General features: G+C 44.3%; 17 protein-coding genes. All 17 read right to left on the bottom strand.

Features of this window, described 5'->3' with window-relative positions; all coding sequences use genetic code 11:
- Positions 1-5: 5 nt before the first annotated feature.
- The 17 genes from ftsA to QBE54_RS06040 all read right to left on the bottom strand — a co-directional run bounded on the left by ftsA (position 6) and on the right by QBE54_RS06040 (position 17,652).
- Positions 6-1,271: a cell division protein FtsA gene (gene ftsA, locus QBE54_RS06120; protein WP_369017320.1), complete on the bottom strand. Its 1,266-nt coding sequence runs from the start codon at positions 1,269-1,271 to the stop codon at positions 6-8.
- Complete coding sequence (locus tag QBE54_RS06115; RefSeq protein WP_369017319.1) at positions 1,268-1,891, bottom strand: cell division protein FtsQ/DivIB; 624 nt, start codon at positions 1,889-1,891, stop codon at positions 1,268-1,270. The genes ftsA and QBE54_RS06115 overlap by 4 nt, the downstream gene beginning before the upstream one ends.
- A gap of 82 nt (positions 1,892-1,973) precedes the next feature.
- Complete coding sequence (murB, locus tag QBE54_RS06110) at positions 1,974-2,903, bottom strand: UDP-N-acetylmuramate dehydrogenase (RefSeq protein WP_369017318.1); 930 nt, start codon at positions 2,901-2,903, stop codon at positions 1,974-1,976.
- Positions 2,846-4,261, bottom strand: a complete 1,416-nt coding sequence (gene murC / locus QBE54_RS06105; protein ID WP_369017317.1) for a UDP-N-acetylmuramate--L-alanine ligase — start codon at positions 4,259-4,261, stop codon at positions 2,846-2,848. Before murC ends, murB begins: the two co-directional genes overlap by 58 nt.
- The gene (gene murG / locus QBE54_RS06100) at positions 4,254-5,399 is read right to left on the bottom strand and encodes an undecaprenyldiphospho-muramoylpentapeptide beta-N-acetylglucosaminyltransferase (protein WP_369017316.1); all 1,146 of its coding nucleotides are present in this window, start codon (positions 5,397-5,399) and stop codon (positions 4,254-4,256) included. Before murG ends, murC begins: the two co-directional genes overlap by 8 nt.
- A complete protein-coding gene (gene ftsW / locus QBE54_RS06095) occupies positions 5,368-6,552 on the bottom strand; it encodes a putative lipid II flippase FtsW (protein WP_369017315.1) in 1,185 nt (394 codons plus the stop codon). Before ftsW ends, murG begins: the two co-directional genes overlap by 32 nt.
- Positions 6,533-7,879: a UDP-N-acetylmuramoyl-L-alanine--D-glutamate ligase gene (murD, locus tag QBE54_RS06090; protein WP_369017314.1), complete on the bottom strand. Its 1,347-nt coding sequence runs from the start codon at positions 7,877-7,879 to the stop codon at positions 6,533-6,535. Before murD ends, ftsW begins: the two co-directional genes overlap by 20 nt.
- Before the next feature lie 2 nt (positions 7,880-7,881).
- Positions 7,882-8,853, bottom strand: a complete 972-nt coding sequence (gene mraY, locus QBE54_RS06085) for a phospho-N-acetylmuramoyl-pentapeptide-transferase (protein WP_369017313.1) — start codon at positions 8,851-8,853, stop codon at positions 7,882-7,884.
- The gene (gene murF / locus QBE54_RS06080) at positions 8,838-10,259 is read right to left on the bottom strand and encodes a UDP-N-acetylmuramoyl-tripeptide--D-alanyl-D-alanine ligase (protein ID WP_369017312.1); all 1,422 of its coding nucleotides are present in this window, start codon (positions 10,257-10,259) and stop codon (positions 8,838-8,840) included. Before murF ends, mraY begins: the two co-directional genes overlap by 16 nt.
- On the bottom strand, positions 10,249-11,751 hold the full coding sequence (locus tag QBE54_RS06075) for a UDP-N-acetylmuramoyl-L-alanyl-D-glutamate--2,6-diaminopimelate ligase (RefSeq protein ID WP_369017311.1): 1,503 nt from the start codon (positions 11,749-11,751) through the stop codon (positions 10,249-10,251). Before QBE54_RS06075 ends, murF begins: the two co-directional genes overlap by 11 nt.
- Complete coding sequence (locus QBE54_RS06070) at positions 11,748-13,397, bottom strand: peptidoglycan D,D-transpeptidase FtsI family protein (RefSeq protein WP_369017310.1); 1,650 nt, start codon at positions 13,395-13,397, stop codon at positions 11,748-11,750. The genes QBE54_RS06075 and QBE54_RS06070 overlap by 4 nt, the downstream gene beginning before the upstream one ends.
- 47 nt (positions 13,398-13,444) lie before the next feature.
- Positions 13,445-13,783: a cell division protein FtsL gene (gene ftsL / locus QBE54_RS06065; protein WP_369017309.1), complete on the bottom strand. Its 339-nt coding sequence runs from the start codon at positions 13,781-13,783 to the stop codon at positions 13,445-13,447.
- Between the two features lie 14 nt (positions 13,784-13,797).
- A complete protein-coding gene (gene rsmH / locus QBE54_RS06060; RefSeq protein WP_369017308.1) occupies positions 13,798-14,682 on the bottom strand; it encodes a 16S rRNA (cytosine(1402)-N(4))-methyltransferase RsmH in 885 nt (294 codons plus the stop codon).
- Positions 14,683-14,690: 8 nt separating this feature from the next.
- Positions 14,691-15,155, bottom strand: coding sequence for a division/cell wall cluster transcriptional repressor MraZ (gene mraZ, locus QBE54_RS06055; protein ID WP_369017307.1), 465 nt, complete (start codon positions 15,153-15,155; stop codon positions 14,691-14,693).
- An 83-nt stretch (positions 15,156-15,238) separates the two neighbouring features.
- Positions 15,239-15,979, bottom strand: a complete 741-nt coding sequence (locus QBE54_RS06050) for a PHP-associated domain-containing protein (RefSeq protein WP_369017306.1) — start codon at positions 15,977-15,979, stop codon at positions 15,239-15,241.
- Positions 15,972-16,325, bottom strand: coding sequence for a DRTGG domain-containing protein (locus QBE54_RS06045; protein WP_369017305.1), 354 nt, complete (start codon positions 16,323-16,325; stop codon positions 15,972-15,974). Before QBE54_RS06045 ends, QBE54_RS06050 begins: the two co-directional genes overlap by 8 nt.
- A 1-nt stretch (position 16,326) precedes the next feature.
- The gene (locus QBE54_RS06040; RefSeq protein ID WP_369017304.1) at positions 16,327-17,652 is read right to left on the bottom strand and encodes a [Fe-Fe] hydrogenase large subunit C-terminal domain-containing protein; all 1,326 of its coding nucleotides are present in this window, start codon (positions 17,650-17,652) and stop codon (positions 16,327-16,329) included.
- Positions 17,653-17,654: the final 2 nt, after the last annotated feature.

The raw sequence follows: 17,654 nt of genomic DNA, 5'->3' as shown, positions 1-17,654 counted from the left end.
CCACTCTATTCCAGCATAAAATAATCTTTTAACTGCTGAAGAAAGTTTTTACCTTGATTTGCCTGACGGTGGAAGAAAAACCTCGTACTATCCTGAGAAGAACCTAAAAACGTTCCCAGCTGTAGAAGACCACAAGCAGCAGCAAACATGGGATGGGAAAGAGTTTGCACCATACCATCAAGATTTGTGTTTTCCGGCACACCGATCCGAGTAGGCAAACCAGTAACCGCACTAAGGAGGTCGCTAAAGCCTTCCAGAGCTGCCGCACCCCCTGTAATGACCAATCCTCCTTTCAGAGAACGGTAAAGGCCCGATTTACGAATCTCTCTTGCCAAGAAAGTTCCAATCTCCCTGGCTCTGGCCTCTATTATCTGACACATGAGTTTTCTGCTTATAGATTGAAGAGAGGAACTTCCCAGATCTCTTACTTCAATAGTGTCCTCTTCACTCAAGTGGTGGCTGAAAGCGCAACCATGTTGCACCTTGATAGTTTCAGCTTCTTCTTTAGTAGTCCTCAGGCCAATCGCCAGGTCCGAAGTAATATGTTCTCCTCCCAGCGGTATCACTGCAGAATATCTGACCACGTCCCTGTGGAAGATTACTACATCAGTGGTGCCGCCTCCAATGTCTGCAAGCACGACACCCATTTCTCGCTCAAGCGGCGTGAGGACAGAAACAGCAGAAGCCAGAGGTTGAAACACCAGTTCAGAAACTTCCACACCCGCTTCCTGGAAGCTCTTCAGAAGGTTATGATACTGGGTATCCATAATGCTTATCAAATGAACATATGCTTTAAGCCTGGTGCCAATCATTCCCTGGGGATTGGTAATTCCCTTTTGCTCATCAAGCTGATAAGCCTGAGGAAGCAGATGGATGACCTTTTTCCCTGTAAGGTCAACTTGAGCTTTTACCCCCTGGATAACCTTCTCTACTTCTTTTAGAGTTACCTCTTTGCCAGTTCTACCCAGCAGAATTTCGTTTTCTACATTGGCCGAACTCCAATAACTGCCAGCAGAGCTGACCAGGAAAATCTGCGGCTCCTCCTGTGCGATTTCCTTTGCCAAGAAAATCGCTTCATTGATTGCCCGAGAGGCTTTCTTAATGTCGATAATATTCCCCTTGCTAATGCCTTTAGCGCTACTTAATCCTATGCCCAGTATCTCTATGCCTTCCTGTTTTTTCTTGCCAATGAGAGCACAGATTTTAGTCGTTCCCACGTCTATAGCTCCGATTATCTGGTTGCTCCTGTCTTTAAGGTTCCAGATTTTCATTTCTCTCCACCAGAAGGAATAACAAAAATTTCTTCACCAGTGCGTATATCAAAACCTCCAACCTGGATGGCTTGAATCACGGCATCTTTGAGAACAGCTTCAAGAACCAGAGCTTTTTGCTCTAAATTGCTGGCACTCTCGCATTTAATAAATATACCATTTTGAAGTTTTAAAATAAACAATTTCTCATTTATAGCCTCGACTTCTGCAAGGGGGGACTGAAACTTTTCCCGCCAGACCCTCACCAGCGCCAAGGATTCTCGAAGTAAAATACTTTCGAGTCTGGGAAGACGAACCAAGGGTTTTAGTGATTGCTCACCTTCGGAGCAAGGAATTTCTTGCCCCTGCTCATCTACACAAAAAGATTGATTTCCAACTACAACCAGAGCAAAAGGTTCTCTTAGCTGCACAACTATTTTCAGTGTGTCAGGCAGTACTTTTTCCACGCGAGCTTCTTTCACCATGGGAAGCAACTCAAGCTTTCTCTGGATTTCCCAACCCTTTACACGAAAGATGTTTATCCCGCTTGGCATGTCAAGAACATCTATTATAGTTGCTGGATTCTCTACGCCGACTATCTCAAGATGCTTAACTCTGAAAACAGCGCTCCTAAAAAACATGCTGAAACCGAAAAAGGCAACCAGTCCTATAAGGAGGTAAAAAAAAAGATATCCCTGAAAATGGAAAACCTATCTTTTATTGTTAATCCCATAGCTCCACTTCTCTTTCCAAGAATAAATTTTCGCGCAAGTATATTTCTTTCTGCACCCATTCTATAAGATACCGTATCTGAGAGGCGGTTGCCCCTCCCAGATTGACCACAAAATTAGCGTGTTTTCTGGATATCTGGGCCCAACCGAGTCTGAGACCCTTGAGGCCGTGTTTTTCTATCAGCAAAGCTGCGTAACCATTGCGGGGATTTTTAAAAACACTTCCTGCGGAGGGAAACTCAATAGGTTGAGTTTCCTTCCGTTTCAGAAAGTAAGTACGAATCCTATCTTTAATTGCCTCCCGTTCTCCCGGACTTAAATTTAGGACAACTCCAGCTATTATGGCTTTACCCTGCAAAGAACAGTAGCGGTAACCAAAATCAACTTCTTCTCTGTTGACTTTCAGCACTTCACCGTCTCTATTAACTATCACTAAGCTATCCAGAAGCTCTGCTACCTCCCGCCCAAAACACCCTGCATTGTTGATAATTGCCCCTCCTACAGTACCTGGAATGCCAACTAGAAACTCGCTACCCGTCAGGCTTTCTCTAATGGAAAAATTTATCAATTGCTTAAGGAGCACTCCCCCTCCACACTCTACAAAAGATGATGCACTTCTTTTAATGCCAGTGAACTCACCATCAAGTTTGATTATTACACCATTAAATCCCTGGTCTCTCGGTAAGATGTTTGAACCATTACCAATCACTCTCCAGGAAAGCTCCTCTTCGTTTAACAACCGTAGGCAACGAACTAACTGGGACAGATTGGCAGGTTTAATAATAGCAAGCGCCTTACCTCCAACTTTCCAGGTGGTGTAGTGTGCAAGCAAGGGATTTTCAATTATTTCCACCTGATTTCTTCTTAGCTCTCGAGCAACATTTTGCCACTTTCTCTGCACATGGCAATAGCTATCTTCCATACGTCTCCTGCTCCCATGGTAATAAGGATGTCGCCGGGTTTTATGATTTTCAAGCAGTACTCGGTAACTTCCTGAAAGTCTTCAACCAGTCGGACTTCGGAATATCCTGCCTCAAGCAGTTCTCGCAAAATAAGCTCGGAAGAAACCCCCTCTATAGGAGCCTCTCCAGCAGGGTAAATCGGCAACAAAACAACCTGGTGTGTATTCTGAAGGACTTGAGCCATTCTCTTATAGAGCCTTCTGGTTCTTGTGAAACGGTGAGGCTGGAAAACCACTATCACCCTACCTTGAGCCTGCTCCATGGCAGTTTTGATGACTACCTCCATTTCAGTAGGGTGATGCGCGTAATCATCCAGAATCGTGGCGCCATCTATTTCTCCAACTTTCTGAAAACGCCTTTTTACGCCTTTGAAAGAAGCAAGCGCTTCTTTGATGAATCTGGTGTCTATACCGAGTTGTAGGGTAGTCGCAATGCAGGCCAAAGAATTGCTGACGTTATGCAACCCGGGAATGTTCAGAACGAATTTTCCTATCACTCCAGAAGGACTTTTCACCTGAAAGCGAAACCCGCAAGAAGTTTTTTCCAGAATTTGAGCCTGGAACTCAACGTCGTTACTTGTCAGGCCATACCTAAAAATTTTGGTATCGAATATCTCTTGCGCAAGTATTTCCCGAATTTCAGGGCGGTCTCCGCATACTACTGCAAAACCACTGCGTTCTACCCTTTTCAAAAAACCAACGAAGGCTTGGCGTGTTTTTTCAAAGCTTCCGTAATAATCTATGTGGTCGTCTTCTATGTTAGTTACCACCCCACAGAAAGGTTTCAAATAAAGGAAAGACCCATCACTTTCGTCAGTTTCGGTCACGAAAAAGTCACCGTTGCCACTTTTGGCATTGCCTCCTATATCTTCGAGTTCGCCTCCTATAACTACCGTGGGATCCAAATTTGACCATTCCAGCACCATAGAAATCATGGAAGTTGTGGTGGTTTTACCATGAGTTCCAGCAATAGCAATGCTTTTCTTCTTGCTGCATAGCTGAGCAAGCAAATTTCCACGATGGATAACTGGAAGATTTAGCCTCCGTGCTTCTTTTAGTTCCTCGTTATCATTAGGAATTGCTGAAGAAACCACTATCGCTTCCTGCTGGTTTATTCTCTCTTTAGAATGCCCTATAAAAACCTGTATTCCTTTCTTTCTCAGGCGATTAATAGCTTCATTTTCCACTATATCCGAACCACTGACCTGGTATCCCATCTCATGAGCTATGAAGGCCAGAGCACTCATTCCCGTACCACCAATGCCTATGAAATAAAGGTTTTTAGGCAATTTCGTAAACGCACTTACCAGTTCATTCAAAACTTTTTCCTCCTTTTAAATCTTCAACAATTATCTCAGCAATGATTCTTGCAGCTTTTTCCAGACTCGGGTTGATCGTTTTTACGTCCAGGTCTTCCCGGCGTTGCTTCGTATTCTCTTTGCTTGACTGATATAGCTTTTTAATAGCCTCTTTCAAAGAATTGGGAGTAAGTTCTTCTTCCTGAATTATTTCAACTTTTTGCTTTTTTTGCAACCACAGCGCATTGTAGTATTGATGATTTTCGGCTGCCTCTTTCAGAGGAACCAGGATACTCGGGATGCCAAACCAGAGCAATTCGAAAATTGTGCTGGCACCAGATCTGCATATGACCAGATCAGAAGCAGCGTAAAGAATGCCGGGCGAATTTGAAAATGGAATCGGCCGGTAACGCTCTGAAGAGGTAATTTTACAAGCAGTGGCAAAGTCTCGGTTGCCGGTAATATGGAGGATTTGAAATGATTCACGAACCAACTCGTCGAGTATTTTCCACAAAGTAGTGTTTATTATTTCCGCTCCCAGACTACCTCCCATTACTAAAATAGTAGGGTTGTCGGGCTTCAGGGCTAACTTTTCACGTGCTTCAGTTTTACGATTCTTCCAGCACAGCAAGTCTTTTCGCAGGGGATTTCCAGTAACAACTACTTTTTCCTGTGGAAAGTGAGGCTTACTTTCAGGAACTGACACGAAAATTCGTTTAGCCCACCTGCCTACAATCCGGTTGGCCATGCCCGGAAGTGCATTCTGTTCGTGCACAAAGATGGGAATACCCAGAATTTTCGCCCAGAAAGCGGTAAGCAAGGAGGGATAACTTCCCATGCAGAGGAGAGCATTAGGACGAGTTTTCAAAATCACATAAAAAGCCTGCCATATGCCCACTGCATTGGTAACCAAGGCCTTCAACAGGTCAATATCCAGAGTTCGGTTCCAACCTCTGGCTTTGATGGCGAAAAAGGGAAGCTTTTGTGACGCAAAAAGTTCTTTTTCCAGCTTTCTTGTACTCCCAACGAAAAACACTTTTCCTCCCGGATTTAACTCCCGAAGTTCCTCCACTATTGCAAGGGAGGGAAATATGTGTCCACCCGTCCCCCCTGCAGCAATAAGGATGTTAAAGCCTGTCATTTCGTAATTTATTCTCATAGGCTATGTTAAAGAGCATACCCATCTGAAACATAGTAATAATGAGAGAGGAGTTTCCATAGCTTACCAGGGGTAGCGTTATCCCGGTAACAGGGATAGTCCCCGTTACTCCTCCTATATTGATAAAAGCTTGTAGTGCAATACTGGCTGTAATGCCCATCCCCAAAACAGCTTGGAAATTATCTCTGGAGCTGGTTGCTATTTTCCAGCCTTTCCACAAGATTATCAAAAAGAGGACGAGCACCAAAACGGCACCTACAAAACCCAATTCCTCTCCAATAATAGCAAAAATAAAGTCGGTATGTCGGTCTGGTAAGAAGAAAAATTTTTGCCTGCTTTCCCCAAGACCTTTACCAAAGATACCACCGGAACCAAGCGCTATCAGAGATTGAATGATTTGAAAGCCCTTTCCTTGAGGATCGTTCCAGGGGTTGAAAAAGGCTTCTATGCGCCTCATCCAGTAATCTTTACCACTGAAAAGTATTAAAAATATGCCACTGGGAAGTAGGGCTCCAGCACAAACGAAGAGATGCAGAAGTCTGCTTCCACCAATAAACAGCGTTATTAGTGTTATCGCAATGATGAAGGAAGCAGTACCCAGGTCCGGCTCAAGGAGAATAAGCAGGCATATGGTGCCTATCATAAGAAAAGAGGGCAAAACTCCCCACCAAAAGTCTTTGATTCTCTCTTGATGCGTGCTTAAAGCAGAAGCCAGGTAAAGCAGAACGCTAAACTTGGCAAACTCCGATGGCTGAAAGTTAAGTGAGCCAAATGAAAGCCAGCGCGCCGATCCTCCCCCTTCACGTCCAATGACTGGAACAAAAACCATCAAAAGTAGTAAAAGGTTAAGTAGAAGAATTCTCGAGCTCAGTTGTCTAAGCTTCTGAAGAGGAAACAGGGAACCAAGAAGAAAAAAGGGTAAAGAAAGCAAAACACCAAAAAGATGCCTTTTTAGGAAAAACAACGCATCGTGGTAAGCATATATACTGGTAGTCATACTGGCGCTGAAAACCATAATGATACCTAACGATAGTAAAATCACTATACTCCAGAAAAGCAGTGGCTCTGACTTCCAGCGCGCAAGCCAGTGCTCTCCTACCCTGCTTAAACTGGTTGATGACATTTTTTGAGTGTCAACCTTTGACAAGTTCATGGACAATGTTTTTGAAATGTTCTCCCCTCTCTTCAAAGTTTTTGTACTGATCCCAGCTGGTACAACCCGGGGAGAGCAAAATGGAATCCCCCTTCGAGGCTTTGAGAAAAGCCTGCTGCACCGCCTCTTCGAGGTCGCTGCAAAGTGAAAGGTCATAAAAACCTGACAGGGACTGGTAAAGGAGTGGTGCTGATTCTCCAAAGAGGATTATAGCTTTGACTTTATCCGGTTCAGAGAGTGCTGTAAGTTCAGAAAAATCTTTTACCTTAGCCCTGCCTCCCATTATCAAAATTATCGGTTTGTTCAAGGCTTCGAGTGCTACCTTGGTTGCTGAAGGCGTTGTTGATTTGGAGTCGTTAAAAAAGGTTATTCCTTCGATTTCACATACCTTTTCCAAACGGTGAGGCAATCCCCGAAAGCTATGCAGAGAATTAGCTATTGCATCAGGGCTTATTCCAGCTCGACGACAAATCGCTGTCGCACAGGTCAGATTTTCAAGGTTGTGTTTACCAGGAAGACTCCAGCCCGAAATATGAAAAAGGATTTTTTTGATTCCACTTTTCTTTTCGCACAGTTGATTCTGGTCTATAAAGAAACCCTCTTGCAGAGCTCCAGTCACCGAAAAGGTTACCAGCTGGGACTTCAGATCAGGGATATTCTTTGTTACCCATTGAGGATGGGTCAAATTAATAACTGCTATATCTTCTTTTCGCTGGTTCACAAATATTTTTCGCTTGACAGAAAAATAGTTTTCCATGTCTCCATGTCGGTCAAGATGGTTGGGGAATATGTTGAGCAGGGCTGCAATGTGAAAGCGAGCGTTGATAACCCTTTCCAATTGGAAACTGCTTACTTCCAGAATTGCCCACTCGAAAGCAGCCTCGCCAAGCAGGACTTCAGCAGCTGGCGTTCCAAAATTCCCTCCCGTAAAGACCGAAATTCCATTTTCTTTGAAGATATGGCTTACCAGAGCAGTGGTTGTGCTCTTTCCGTTGGAACCGGTTATGGCAATGGTGGGAATTTTCAACTCTTCCATAACCAGTTCTAAATCGCTAATCACTGGTATCCTGGTTCCAGACAATTCATCGATAAGAGGATGTTGCCCAATGCCCGGACTTACAATGCATTTTGCAAGGGGAATATCTTTTACTTTTTGCCATTCTGATTTAATCAGAAAAGAGAAGTTAGGATTTCGAGCCAGAAAAGCTGGTAGCTCGTGAATAGTTTTATAATCATCCGTTGCCCAGACCCTTTCTCCTCTTGAGAGAAGCAATCTGGCAACCGAAACACCTGCTTTTCCCAAACCTATCACCAGATAATCGCTCATCTTTATCTCCCCATTCCATAAAAAGCTAACAAGCAACCCAGGGCCTGAACAATCCAGAAACGAGCAGTTATCGCACTTTCTTTCAACCCTTTGAGCTCAAAATGATGGTGAACTGGACTCATGAGAAAAACCCGTTTTTTGAAAAGCTTGAAGTAAAGAACTTGGATTATCACTGACAACGTATCGACGATGTAAATAATGCCTGAAAAAACGAGCAGTAGAGATTGTCCCGATAATAAAGCCGCTACAGCAATGAGAGCACCCACAAAAAGAGACCCCGAATCTCCCATAAATATTTTTGCCGGCCAAACGTTAAAGTATAGAAACGCCATCAACGAGCCACTTATCGCAAAGCAAAACCCTGCATACTGGGGCAAGTCTTTGAGAAGGAAAAAGCTACCCCAGAAAAGCATGGTTAACATTCCACACCCTCCAGCCAAGCCGTCCAAACCATCGGTTATATTAAAAGCATTAGTGGTAGCAGTTAAAAGGAAAATTCCGTAAAGAAGAAAGGACCAGGGTGCTAAAGTAAACTGTTTTTCAGAAAAAGGAATGCCCACCTGGGCAGGGAAGACGCTTTTACCCAGAACCATTATCAGGGTACTGAAAAGGAGCTGGAAAAACAGTTTGTTCCTGGCTTTTATTCCCCAGGGATGGTTATAAAAGGTTTTCAGAAAATCATCAATGAGACCTATTCCAAAGAAGCCCAGAGTTCCCAAAAAAACAGGAATAAGGAATGAATGACCAGCTGTTCCAGAAAACAGCAAAACAACCAGGGTGGTTATCAAAACAATGACCACACCACCTCCACTGGGCGTGTTTTCTTTGTGGAGATGCAATTCTGGCCCTTCCTTTTTGATTTTCTGGCCTACCTTTCTTTTATTTTGCCAGCGAATGTAAAAGGGGAAAATGGCAAAACTCAACGCAAAACTGACCAGGAATAAAAGCACAACTTCTTTTAGAGCCGGATACATTCGTTTTGCCTCCACTCTTTAGGAATGGCCTTTTCTATTTCGATTTGTCGTGAAGCCTTAAAAGCTACCACCCACTTATCTTTTCTAAAAGACAGGTTTTCAACCAGAATTTCTCGAATCTCCTGGTGAGAATGAGCAAGCTGAAACTTTTCTTTTTTGGAGAAGAATTGTTTGGTTAGTTCCCAATAAGCTTGATGCATTTGCGTTCCAAGCAGGATGGCCTTGTTAATAGGTGATTCGGCAATGCTCTTGAGCAGTTTCAGGTGTTCTTCCAGAGAGTAACTTCCCAGCTCAAGCATGTCTCCAGCAACGAGCCAGGTTTCCATCTGCAAGCTGGAAAATCTGGTAAGAAGATTGAGCATCTTTCGGTAAGATAACGGGTTAGCATTATAGGCATCGTTGAAAACGATGCCTTGGTTATAGCGGAACCAGTTACCCCTTCCTGCTGGCAGGGTTAGTTGGGCGATGCCCTCGTATATGGTATCTTGAGGTACTCCCAACCTGGTAGCAATGTCAATGACTGGAGCAAGCAGAGAGATCAATTCAGGAAAAAGCAAAGGTGTTTGGTAGTTAGCGATCTTTTTGTTTCCCCACAGAAGCTGAAAGCAGCTTTTCATGCTATCCAGCTTTAGCTCAATATGTGCAATTCGGAGCCTGCTTTCAGGGTTCTGACCGAAAGTTATCACTGGTATTTTGTGTTTCAAGGCCTCTTGCTTAATAATTGGCCACCAGGTATTATCGATGTTAAGGTAAGCAAGTTTGGTGTACTCACCCATGAGCTGTGCTTTTTCATATGCTACTTCCTCTTCATTGCGCAAGCCCTCAAGATGCCCCCTCCCCAAGGCTGTAAAAATCACAATCTCAGGCTTAATAACTTGGGAAAGCTCTGCCATCTCGCCTTTTTGGCTGATGCCAGCTTCGAAAATCCAAAGGTCACTCGTTTCTCGAAAGTTGCACGCCGACCAGGAGACGCCTATCAGGGTGTTGTAGCTTTTGGGGGTTATATCTACATTTAAATTTTTACCCAAAATCTGATACAAAAAGTTTTTACAACTGGTCTTACCAACGGTACCAGTTAGGGCTATTTTGGTCTTGGGATATTTGATGATTATTCGTTCAGCAAGCTTTTTCAATGCCTGGACGGTATCCTTTACCTTGAAAACGTAGACCTCTTTCTGAACCGTTGAAGAGAGATCCTTTTGCACCACCAGCCCGCTGGCACCTTTATCCAGCGCTTCCTTTACAAAGTAGTGGCCATCGCTTTTCTGACCGGGAAGCGCAAAGAACAACTGATTCGCTCTACATTCTCTACTGTCAATGGCGATTCCTTCGAAAAATCCATTAACACCTCTTTGGGCGGGTTCTACCTGAAAAGCTGTTGCAACTTCTTCAACACTAATCTTCATCTTCTCTCAAAAGCTCCTTGGCAACCTGGTAATCATTATGGGGAAAGCTACGATTGGCAACTATTTGAAAGCGTTCGGGTCCCTTTCCAGCAAGGAAAACAACATCTCCTCTTTGTGCTTCCTTCAAGGCTTTGCGTATAGCTTCTCTGCGATCTGGCACAACGTAGTACTTTACTGCTTTTTGTCCAGCTATCTCTTTCACACCCTCCAGAGCATCCTGAATGGTTTGCATCGGGTCTTCATTGCGAGGATTGTCGGTGCTTATGACACAAACATCACTGTATTGGGCAACAACTTTACCCATCAGCGGTCTTTTAGCACGGTCTCGCTCTCCCCCACATCCAAAAACCGTTATCAGTTTACCCTTTGCATGCTCACGAATTAAAGATAAAGCCTTCTGTAAGCCATGCCAGTTATGTGCGAAATCAACTATTATCTCTACACCCTTTTTATTTTCTACTCTTTCCCACCTTCCAGGTATCTTTCTGGTATTTTCGAGGCCTTCCCCAACCTTTTCAAGAGGTACACCGGCTGCAAGAGCTATCCCCGAAGCAGCCAGTGCGTTGTACACGTTGTGTTCTCCAGGAAAGTTGATGACGACTTTCATCCTTCCCCATGGAGTGTGCATAACAAAGCTGGTCTGATAAAGCGAATATTCGATGCACTCAGCGCTGATGTCCGCTTTTTCTTTCAAACCAAAGCCAAGACGAGCCACTCCCAATGATTGGAACATTTTTCGGCAATTCTGATCATCCGCGTTAAAAAGTGCCATGCGGGGATAGGGCTTATCAAAATTTTCTTCAAGCATTTGAAACAGCTTCCTTTTACTCTGAAAGTAATCCTTAAAATTACGGTGAAACTCAAGATGCTCCGGAATAAGGTTGGTTATCACTGCATAATCAAATGACACACCTTGCAGTCTTCCCAGGGCCAGACCGTGTGAAGAAACCTCAATTACAGCATTCCGAATGCCCATCTCTACCATGGTACGAAGGTGATCCTGGATGTTTATCGATTCTTCAGTGGTGTTTGCAGGCTCAAGTTCCAGAGGCCCCATAGCGTTCAAGCAGGTGGTGAGAAGACCCGAGGGAGTTCCCGATGCTTCCAGGATATTTCTTAGGAAGAAACAAGTGGTTGTCTTCCCATTGGTTCCAGTTACCCCAAAGATTCGCATCTTTTGAGCAGGGTTACCAAAGAAAGGACCGGCTATTGCGTTCAGCGCATCCCGAGCTCTTTCAACGAGCACCCAAGATACCCCTTCCTGCTTTGGCAAGGAAGAGCTTCTCTCCACTATCAAAATCCCTGCTCCCCGTTCCAGCGCCTCCTGAAGGTACTGATGTCCATCCACGTTGTTACCCGGAATAGCAAAAAAAGCAAAACGGGGTCTTACCTTTTTAGAGTTTATGGCAATACCCAGAATTTCCTCTTCAGGATCAACTATGTTTTTTGCCTTGTAAACAGGGAAAAGCCCCACGAAATCTTTCACTTTCACATCGTCTTTACCTCCGCGTCTTCTGGCATGATGTTACTGTATACGGCTATGTCCTGAGCGATGTTTTTGAAAACAGGAGCCGCCGTATCTCCTCCATAATATTCACCTTGAGGTTCATCGAGCACTACAATAATACCAAAACTTGGCCGGGGAAGAGGAAAAAAGCCCACAAAAGAAGAAACAAATTTATTGTTGGCATAGCGACCATCAGGGTTAACCTTTTGCCCGGTGCCGGTTTTTCCTGCAATGCGGAGACCCGGCAGCGAAGCCTTAATACCAGTTCCTTTTTGTACCACCTTTTCCATCATGCTCAACACTTTCTGCGCTGCTTGTTTGGAAATTACGCGTTTATTCGCTAAGGTGCCATTCTCCGACAGACTGGAAAGAGAATCGCTGTCTTTGATGATTCGAGGGGGCACGAATACACCCTGATTGGCAATTACTGAAAGAGCCACCAGCATCTGAAGAGGGGTAGTCATGATTTCTTGGCCTATGGATATAGCTGCTGGAGAAAGACCAGACCACTGCTTTGGGGGACGCAAAATACCGGTCTCTTCCCCGGGAAGATTTAGGGCTGTTTTCTGTCCCAGTCCCAGTTCTTTTAAATAAGCGTAGATTTTTTCTGGATTCAAGCGCATCGCTATGGTTATGATGCCCGTGTTACAAGAGTTGATAATGATATCTTCCAGCTTTTCTTTACCGTGAGATTTAATGTCCCTAATCCGGTGTCCTCCGACCTTTATGGAACCATTACAATAAAACTCTTCTTCAGAATCTACCACTCCTTCTTCAAGTGCCAAAGCCATTATGAGGGGCTTTACAATGGACCCCGGCTCGAAAAGTAAGGCAGTAGCTAAATTCTTCCAGTTTTCACGGGGATAGTCTGCAAAGTGGTTATTATCATAACCAGGGTAAGAACACATAGCTAATATTTCTCCCGTTTGGGGATTGTTGACGATAACCACTCCCCTTTTGGCATTGGTTCGAGCAATTGCTTCTTGTAACCTTCTCTCTGCAAAAAACTGAATGGTGCTGTCTATGGTGATTGTCAGATTTTTCCCGGGCACAGGTGGAATTTCCCTGATAGTGGTCGGAATTTCCTGCCCCAGTGCATCTTTCTCACTAATGCGGTATCCAGCTTTTCCGGACAACAGTTTGTTGAAAGCAAACTCCAGTCCCTCCAGACCCCGATGGTCAGTGCCTACAAACCCCAGAAGATTGCTTCCGTTAGGAGCCTGAGGATAAAAACGAGCATATTCTCTTACCAGGCCAATACCCTGCAATTTAATCCTGTCCAGTTGTTCACAAACTGTAGCTGGAGCCTTTTTGACGATGAGTACTGAACTCAATTCGGAATTCAGTTTCTGGTAAACTTCTGTATAGGGAATTTTTAGTATCTGAGAGAGTGCCCTGGCTGTTTGCTCCGGGTCTTTTATTATCTTTGGATAGGCATAAAGGGATACGGTTTCAACATCTCGAGCAAGAACGTTTCCCTCACGGTCTACAATCTCACCGCGCGGAGCGGGTATTTCCTCTATCCTTAGACGCTGAGCCACCTTTTCCAAATAAAAATGATTATTGATTACTTGAAGAGAAAAAAGGCGGAAGCCAACCAGCAAAAAGAGCCCAGTAATAAATACGCTCAAAAATAAAGACCGGTAGAAAAAGCTCCTTTTGTTCACTGCAGAAAGAATCAGTCTGTTATCTCAAAAGGATGTTGTTTCTCAACTACACGCGCAGTCGCAGATTGAGGTATTCCGGGTAGACTCGCCAGAAAAACCCTTTTTGTGGGGGGTTGCATTCCCAGTTTTTCTTGAGCAATTTTCTGTATGCGCTCCAGAGAAGCTAAAAATTTGACTTCTTTCTCCAGTTGCTCAGTTTGTGCCTTCAAAGTAGTAATCTTTTGCTGACACGCCTCAAGCATAAGGGATTTCTCAAGCAATTTAGCCTGAAGATAAAGATAACCAATCGACAGAACACAGATTAGGACAACAGACGTTAAAATGTAGAGGTTGACCTTTGAGCCTTCCATCTCCGTTTCCCCCTCTATATTTTTTGTGCTGCTCGGAGACGTGCGCTCCGAGAGCAGGGATTTCCTCTGCGTTCCTCAGGACCTGGCAAAAGAGGTTTTTTGGTAAGCACCGCCAGTTCTGTTGAGCTTTTAAAAAAGTTTTTGACCACCCTGTCTTCAATTGAATGATAGGCAATCACTACGATTGTGCCTCCCTTTTTGAGGAAGGGCACGCTCTTTTGAAGAGCCTGTTCAAGGTTTTCTATTTCCCGGTTAATAAAAATTCGCAAAGCCATAAACGTGCGGGTTGCTGGATGAATACGATGTCTGCCAGGAGGATATGTCTTACTAATCAGCTCCGCTAATTCTACAGTTGTTTGTATAGGTCTTTTCTGGCGCCTTCGGACTATAGCTCGGGCAATGCGCCTGGCAAAGCGTTCTTCCCCAAAGACAGAAATGATATGTTGTAATTCTTTCTCGGGGGCTTCGTTTAACAGCTGATAAGCGGTTTCCCCCGGAGAAGAAGTATTCATTCGCATATCCAAAGGGCCGTTTAGCTGAAAACTAAAGCCTCGCTCGGGTGTTTTAAGTTGATGAAGAGATACACCCAGATCAAAGAGAATGCCCGAAATGTCAGTGATCCCAAGACTTTTCAGGATCTGGTCCACTTGGGAAAAATTACCTTTAACCAGAGTTACTCTTTCTGTAAAAGGAGCCAACCGTTTGCGAGCGAATTCTATGGCTTCTGGGTCCTGGTCTATACCAATGACACGAACTGCCGGAGAGGAACGCTTTAGAATTTCCAGGGTATGTCCGCCTCCCCCCAATGTTGCGTCAACAAATATTCCCTCCTCTTCAGAGAGCGGTAGGAAACTACAAACTTCCTGAACCATTACCGGTTTGTGAAAAATTTCTTCCATGGAATTTCTCACAGGTTGGTTTCAAATATTATCTTTTCCGCAATATCTCCAAATTTTTCCTCAACTTCTTTCATGTGTTCTCTCCAGTTCTGTTCCGACCAAATCTCGATTACCTTTCCGGCACCAGCAATAACTGCTTTTTTGTCGATTGAAGCATATTCTCTGAGGTGTCGGGGAAGCAGGATTCTACCCTGAGAGTCAATTGATTCTTGAGAAGCGTTAGCGAAAAAAAAGCGGGTAAATTCTCGAGCATCTTTTTTGGTGAAAGAAAGGTTTGCCACTTTTTGACACAAGTTCTGCCAGGATTCTTCGGGGTAAACAAGGATGCATCTTTCCACTCCTTTAGTTAGATATGCTTTGTCGCTCAAATCCTTACGAAAGGTGCTGGGAATGGTTATTCTCCCTTTGGCGTCTACGGAATACTCGAACTGACCAAGGAACATTATTCCCCACTTTCCCCCACAAAAAGACATAACACTCCACAAAAAGGATAGAACATGAGGGTGAAAAGAGAAACAGAACAAAAGTTTGAGTACTCAAGAAAGCCAGAAAAAAATTAGCTCTGATGTGGAAAGAATTTCCTGGTGGTCAAGGCCTGGAGCAATGACGTCCAATCTCTTTTTTGAATTTCAAGTAGTGTGAAGGTACGACCAATTTCGGAAAGAGAATGGGCGTCAGAAAATGAGACCAGAACGTACTCTCCGAGACTAACATTTCCTCGAAGGGTTTCTGCTTTCTGCCAGGAAGAGATTTCTATCGTTTCAATACCCCACTCCCGTGGTATAAAACCCAGGTTGGCAAGCACGCTGTAAGAAGCTCGGTCAATGTGAGAGGGAACGACAAATCCCTGGTATTTGCGAGCCAAAGTAATGAGTTCTTCTGCCGACAATTGCGTTGGATACGTCAACAGGTATTTTTTCTTCGCTTTAATCCCACCTTCTTCATCAATAACCCACTCCTCGCCCCATATTTCTTCATTGATAGGAATCCGTGAAAGATTAGCGTCGACTTCTCGGTTGAAGAGAGCGAGCAAATCTAAAGTAGGGAAAAAACACAAAAAGTGTATTTCTTCTTTGCTTTCCACTTCAATCCCTGGTACCACCCATAAACCAAAGCGTTGCCCTAATTCCATGGTGAGTCCAACGTTTTCGCACGCATTATGGTCTGTTACCGCAATAACGTCCAGTTTCTTTTGCAGGGCTTCAAGAACTATGCAGTGGGGCAACATTTCTCTCTGTGCACACGGTGAAAGCACAGAGTGAATGTGAAGGTCAGCACGCAACAAGGTTTCAGGCATTGCGTCTTAAGCCTGGTAAACCAAGCCGAGAAAGAACAGCAACCGCTTGATAGGTGGTAAGAGGGGTTTTGAGAATGGTAATACCTTCTTTTTCAGCGCGCTGCGAAGTTTGTTCATCAACATCCTGGAAGTTGGTTACTACGATACAGGGGATACCAACCAACTTTGCTACTGCGACAACGTTAGGGTGGGATTGAATAGTCACCCAAACAGAGCTTTCTTTCGCATTTGCTATAACATCACTTAACAGGTCTCCTGCATAACCTCCAGAGACTTCCTGTTGTTCCAGATCACCTTTTGCAATAACTTGAGCCTGGAGAGGTTCAATAATCTCGATTATCTTCATGTCAATCCTCCTTCTTCCCAGCCATGGTTTGAGGAACTCTACTTGCTAATTCCTGAATTTCCCTGGCTTTCTCAAGCAGTTGCTCTCTTAACAGAAAAGGACAATCGGTTTCCAGGGCTTTGCCAAGCACTATATCTTCAGCAAGAGCTCTGCAGGTCGGTGAACCACACGCTCCACAATCAAGCCCTGGCAATTTTTCAGTTAGCTTCTCTATTGTTTGATACTTTTGCATGGCTTTTCTAAAATCTTTGTCAAGTTTTAATACTTCCTTGGCCTGATATGGGGTACTTCTCAGCAGTATCCCTTTTTGTTGCCACTCCAAAAGTAAATCTTTTTCTATGGGCTTGTAATTACTGTATTTTTTAATCAAGTGGTTTACGCTAACTTTGGCGATAAAGGGATTGCGAACCGCTAAAACCCCGCCAATGCACCCTCCAACACAGGCCTGGGCTTCGCAATAAACCACTTTCGAGAGCTCTCCCATTTCTATCTTTTCCAGAACTGAGATAACGTTATGAATTCCATCCACCGCCATAAACTCCCCCTCCCCCAGGGATTCCTGTTCGCCACCTGAGCGCGCCCATCCTATACCCTTCCAGCTTGCCATCTGAAAAGAAGCAGCAGGCTTTGCCTGGTCAAGCCTATTGACGAGTTGAGAATAAACTTCCGAAATGGATATGGCGCCATCAATTCTTGAAAGGTCCTCTTTACTCTGCCTTACCTCGGTAACCTTGGCAGGACAGGGAGTAATAAAAAAAACACCTACTTCTTCAGACTTAAAGCCCTGCTTGAGTGCTTCCAGGCGGGCAATTTTTGCTGCTACTCCCAGAGGCGAGTCCATCGGCAAAAGGTTTTCAATGAGCGAAGGAAACTTCACTTCGATAAGTCTTACCACAGCGGGACAGGCCGAGGAAATGACTGGTTTTGGAACCTCTTTTCTGGACAAGTATTCAGCCGTGGCTTCAGCAAGTATTTCAGCTCCTCTGGCAACTTCAAACACACTTGAAAAACCCAGTGTTAGTAGTCCACCAAGTATTTTCTCCAAAGGGGTATCCACTCTGAACTGGGCATAAAAAGAGGGAGCCGGAAGTGCTACCGAGTATTTAAACCTTCGAATGCTTTCCAATGGGTCGCTTTGAGCATATTTTGCATGGTTGGGACAAGTCCTGATACACTCGCCACAATCTATGCAACGTTCTTCATCAATGCGCGCCTTTCCTCCCCTCACTCTTATTGCTTCAGTGGGACAGCGCCTGATACAATGAGTACAACCTTTACATTTTTCTTCATCCAGGCGTACTGAATGAAAAAAGGTAGCAAGTTCCATAA

The organism is Thermatribacter velox (assembly GCF_038396615.1).
GTDB lineage: Bacteria > Atribacterota > Atribacteria > Atribacterales > Thermatribacteraceae > Thermatribacter > Thermatribacter velox.
The sequence above is the reverse complement of the archived record's forward strand: the minus strand, read 5'-3'. Positions and strand labels throughout refer to the sequence as shown.

Excerpts from the sequence above, each read along its gene's own strand:
- rsmH (WP_369017308.1), bottom strand. The coding sequence starts at position 14,682 with ATGGAAGAAATTTTTCACAAACCGGTAATGGTTCAGGAAGTTTGTAGT.
- ftsA (WP_369017320.1), bottom strand. The coding sequence starts at position 1,271 with ATGAAAATCTGGAACCTTAAAGACAGGAGCAACCAGATAATCGGAGCT.
- murB (WP_369017318.1), bottom strand. The coding sequence starts at position 2,903 with ATGGAAGATAGCTATTGCCATGTGCAGAGAAAGTGGCAAAATGTTGCT.
- QBE54_RS06050 (WP_369017306.1), bottom strand. The coding sequence starts at position 15,979 with ATGCCTGAAACCTTGTTGCGTGCTGACCTTCACATTCACTCTGTGCTT.
- murF (WP_369017312.1), bottom strand. The coding sequence starts at position 10,259 with ATGAAGATTAGTGTTGAAGAAGTTGCAACAGCTTTTCAGGTAGAACCC.
- mraY (WP_369017313.1), bottom strand. The coding sequence starts at position 8,853 with ATGTATCCGGCTCTAAAAGAAGTTGTGCTTTTATTCCTGGTCAGTTTT.
- ftsL (WP_369017309.1), bottom strand. The coding sequence starts at position 13,783 with ATGGAAGGCTCAAAGGTCAACCTCTACATTTTAACGTCTGTTGTCCTA.
- ftsW (WP_369017315.1), bottom strand. The coding sequence starts at position 6,552 with ATGAACTTGTCAAAGGTTGACACTCAAAAAATGTCATCAACCAGTTTA.
- QBE54_RS06045 (WP_369017305.1), bottom strand. The coding sequence starts at position 16,325 with ATGAAGATAATCGAGATTATTGAACCTCTCCAGGCTCAAGTTATTGCA.
- murG (WP_369017316.1), bottom strand. The coding sequence starts at position 5,399 with ATGAGAATAAATTACGAAATGACAGGCTTTAACATCCTTATTGCTGCA.
- mraZ (WP_369017307.1), bottom strand. The coding sequence starts at position 15,155 with ATGTCTTTTTGTGGGGGAAAGTGGGGAATAATGTTCCTTGGTCAGTTC.
- murD (WP_369017314.1), bottom strand. The coding sequence starts at position 7,879 with ATGAGCGATTATCTGGTGATAGGTTTGGGAAAAGCAGGTGTTTCGGTT.
- QBE54_RS06115 (WP_369017319.1), bottom strand. The coding sequence starts at position 1,891 with ATGTTTTTTAGGAGCGCTGTTTTCAGAGTTAAGCATCTTGAGATAGTC.
- QBE54_RS06040 (WP_369017304.1), bottom strand. The coding sequence starts at position 17,652 with ATGGAACTTGCTACCTTTTTTCATTCAGTACGCCTGGATGAAGAAAAA.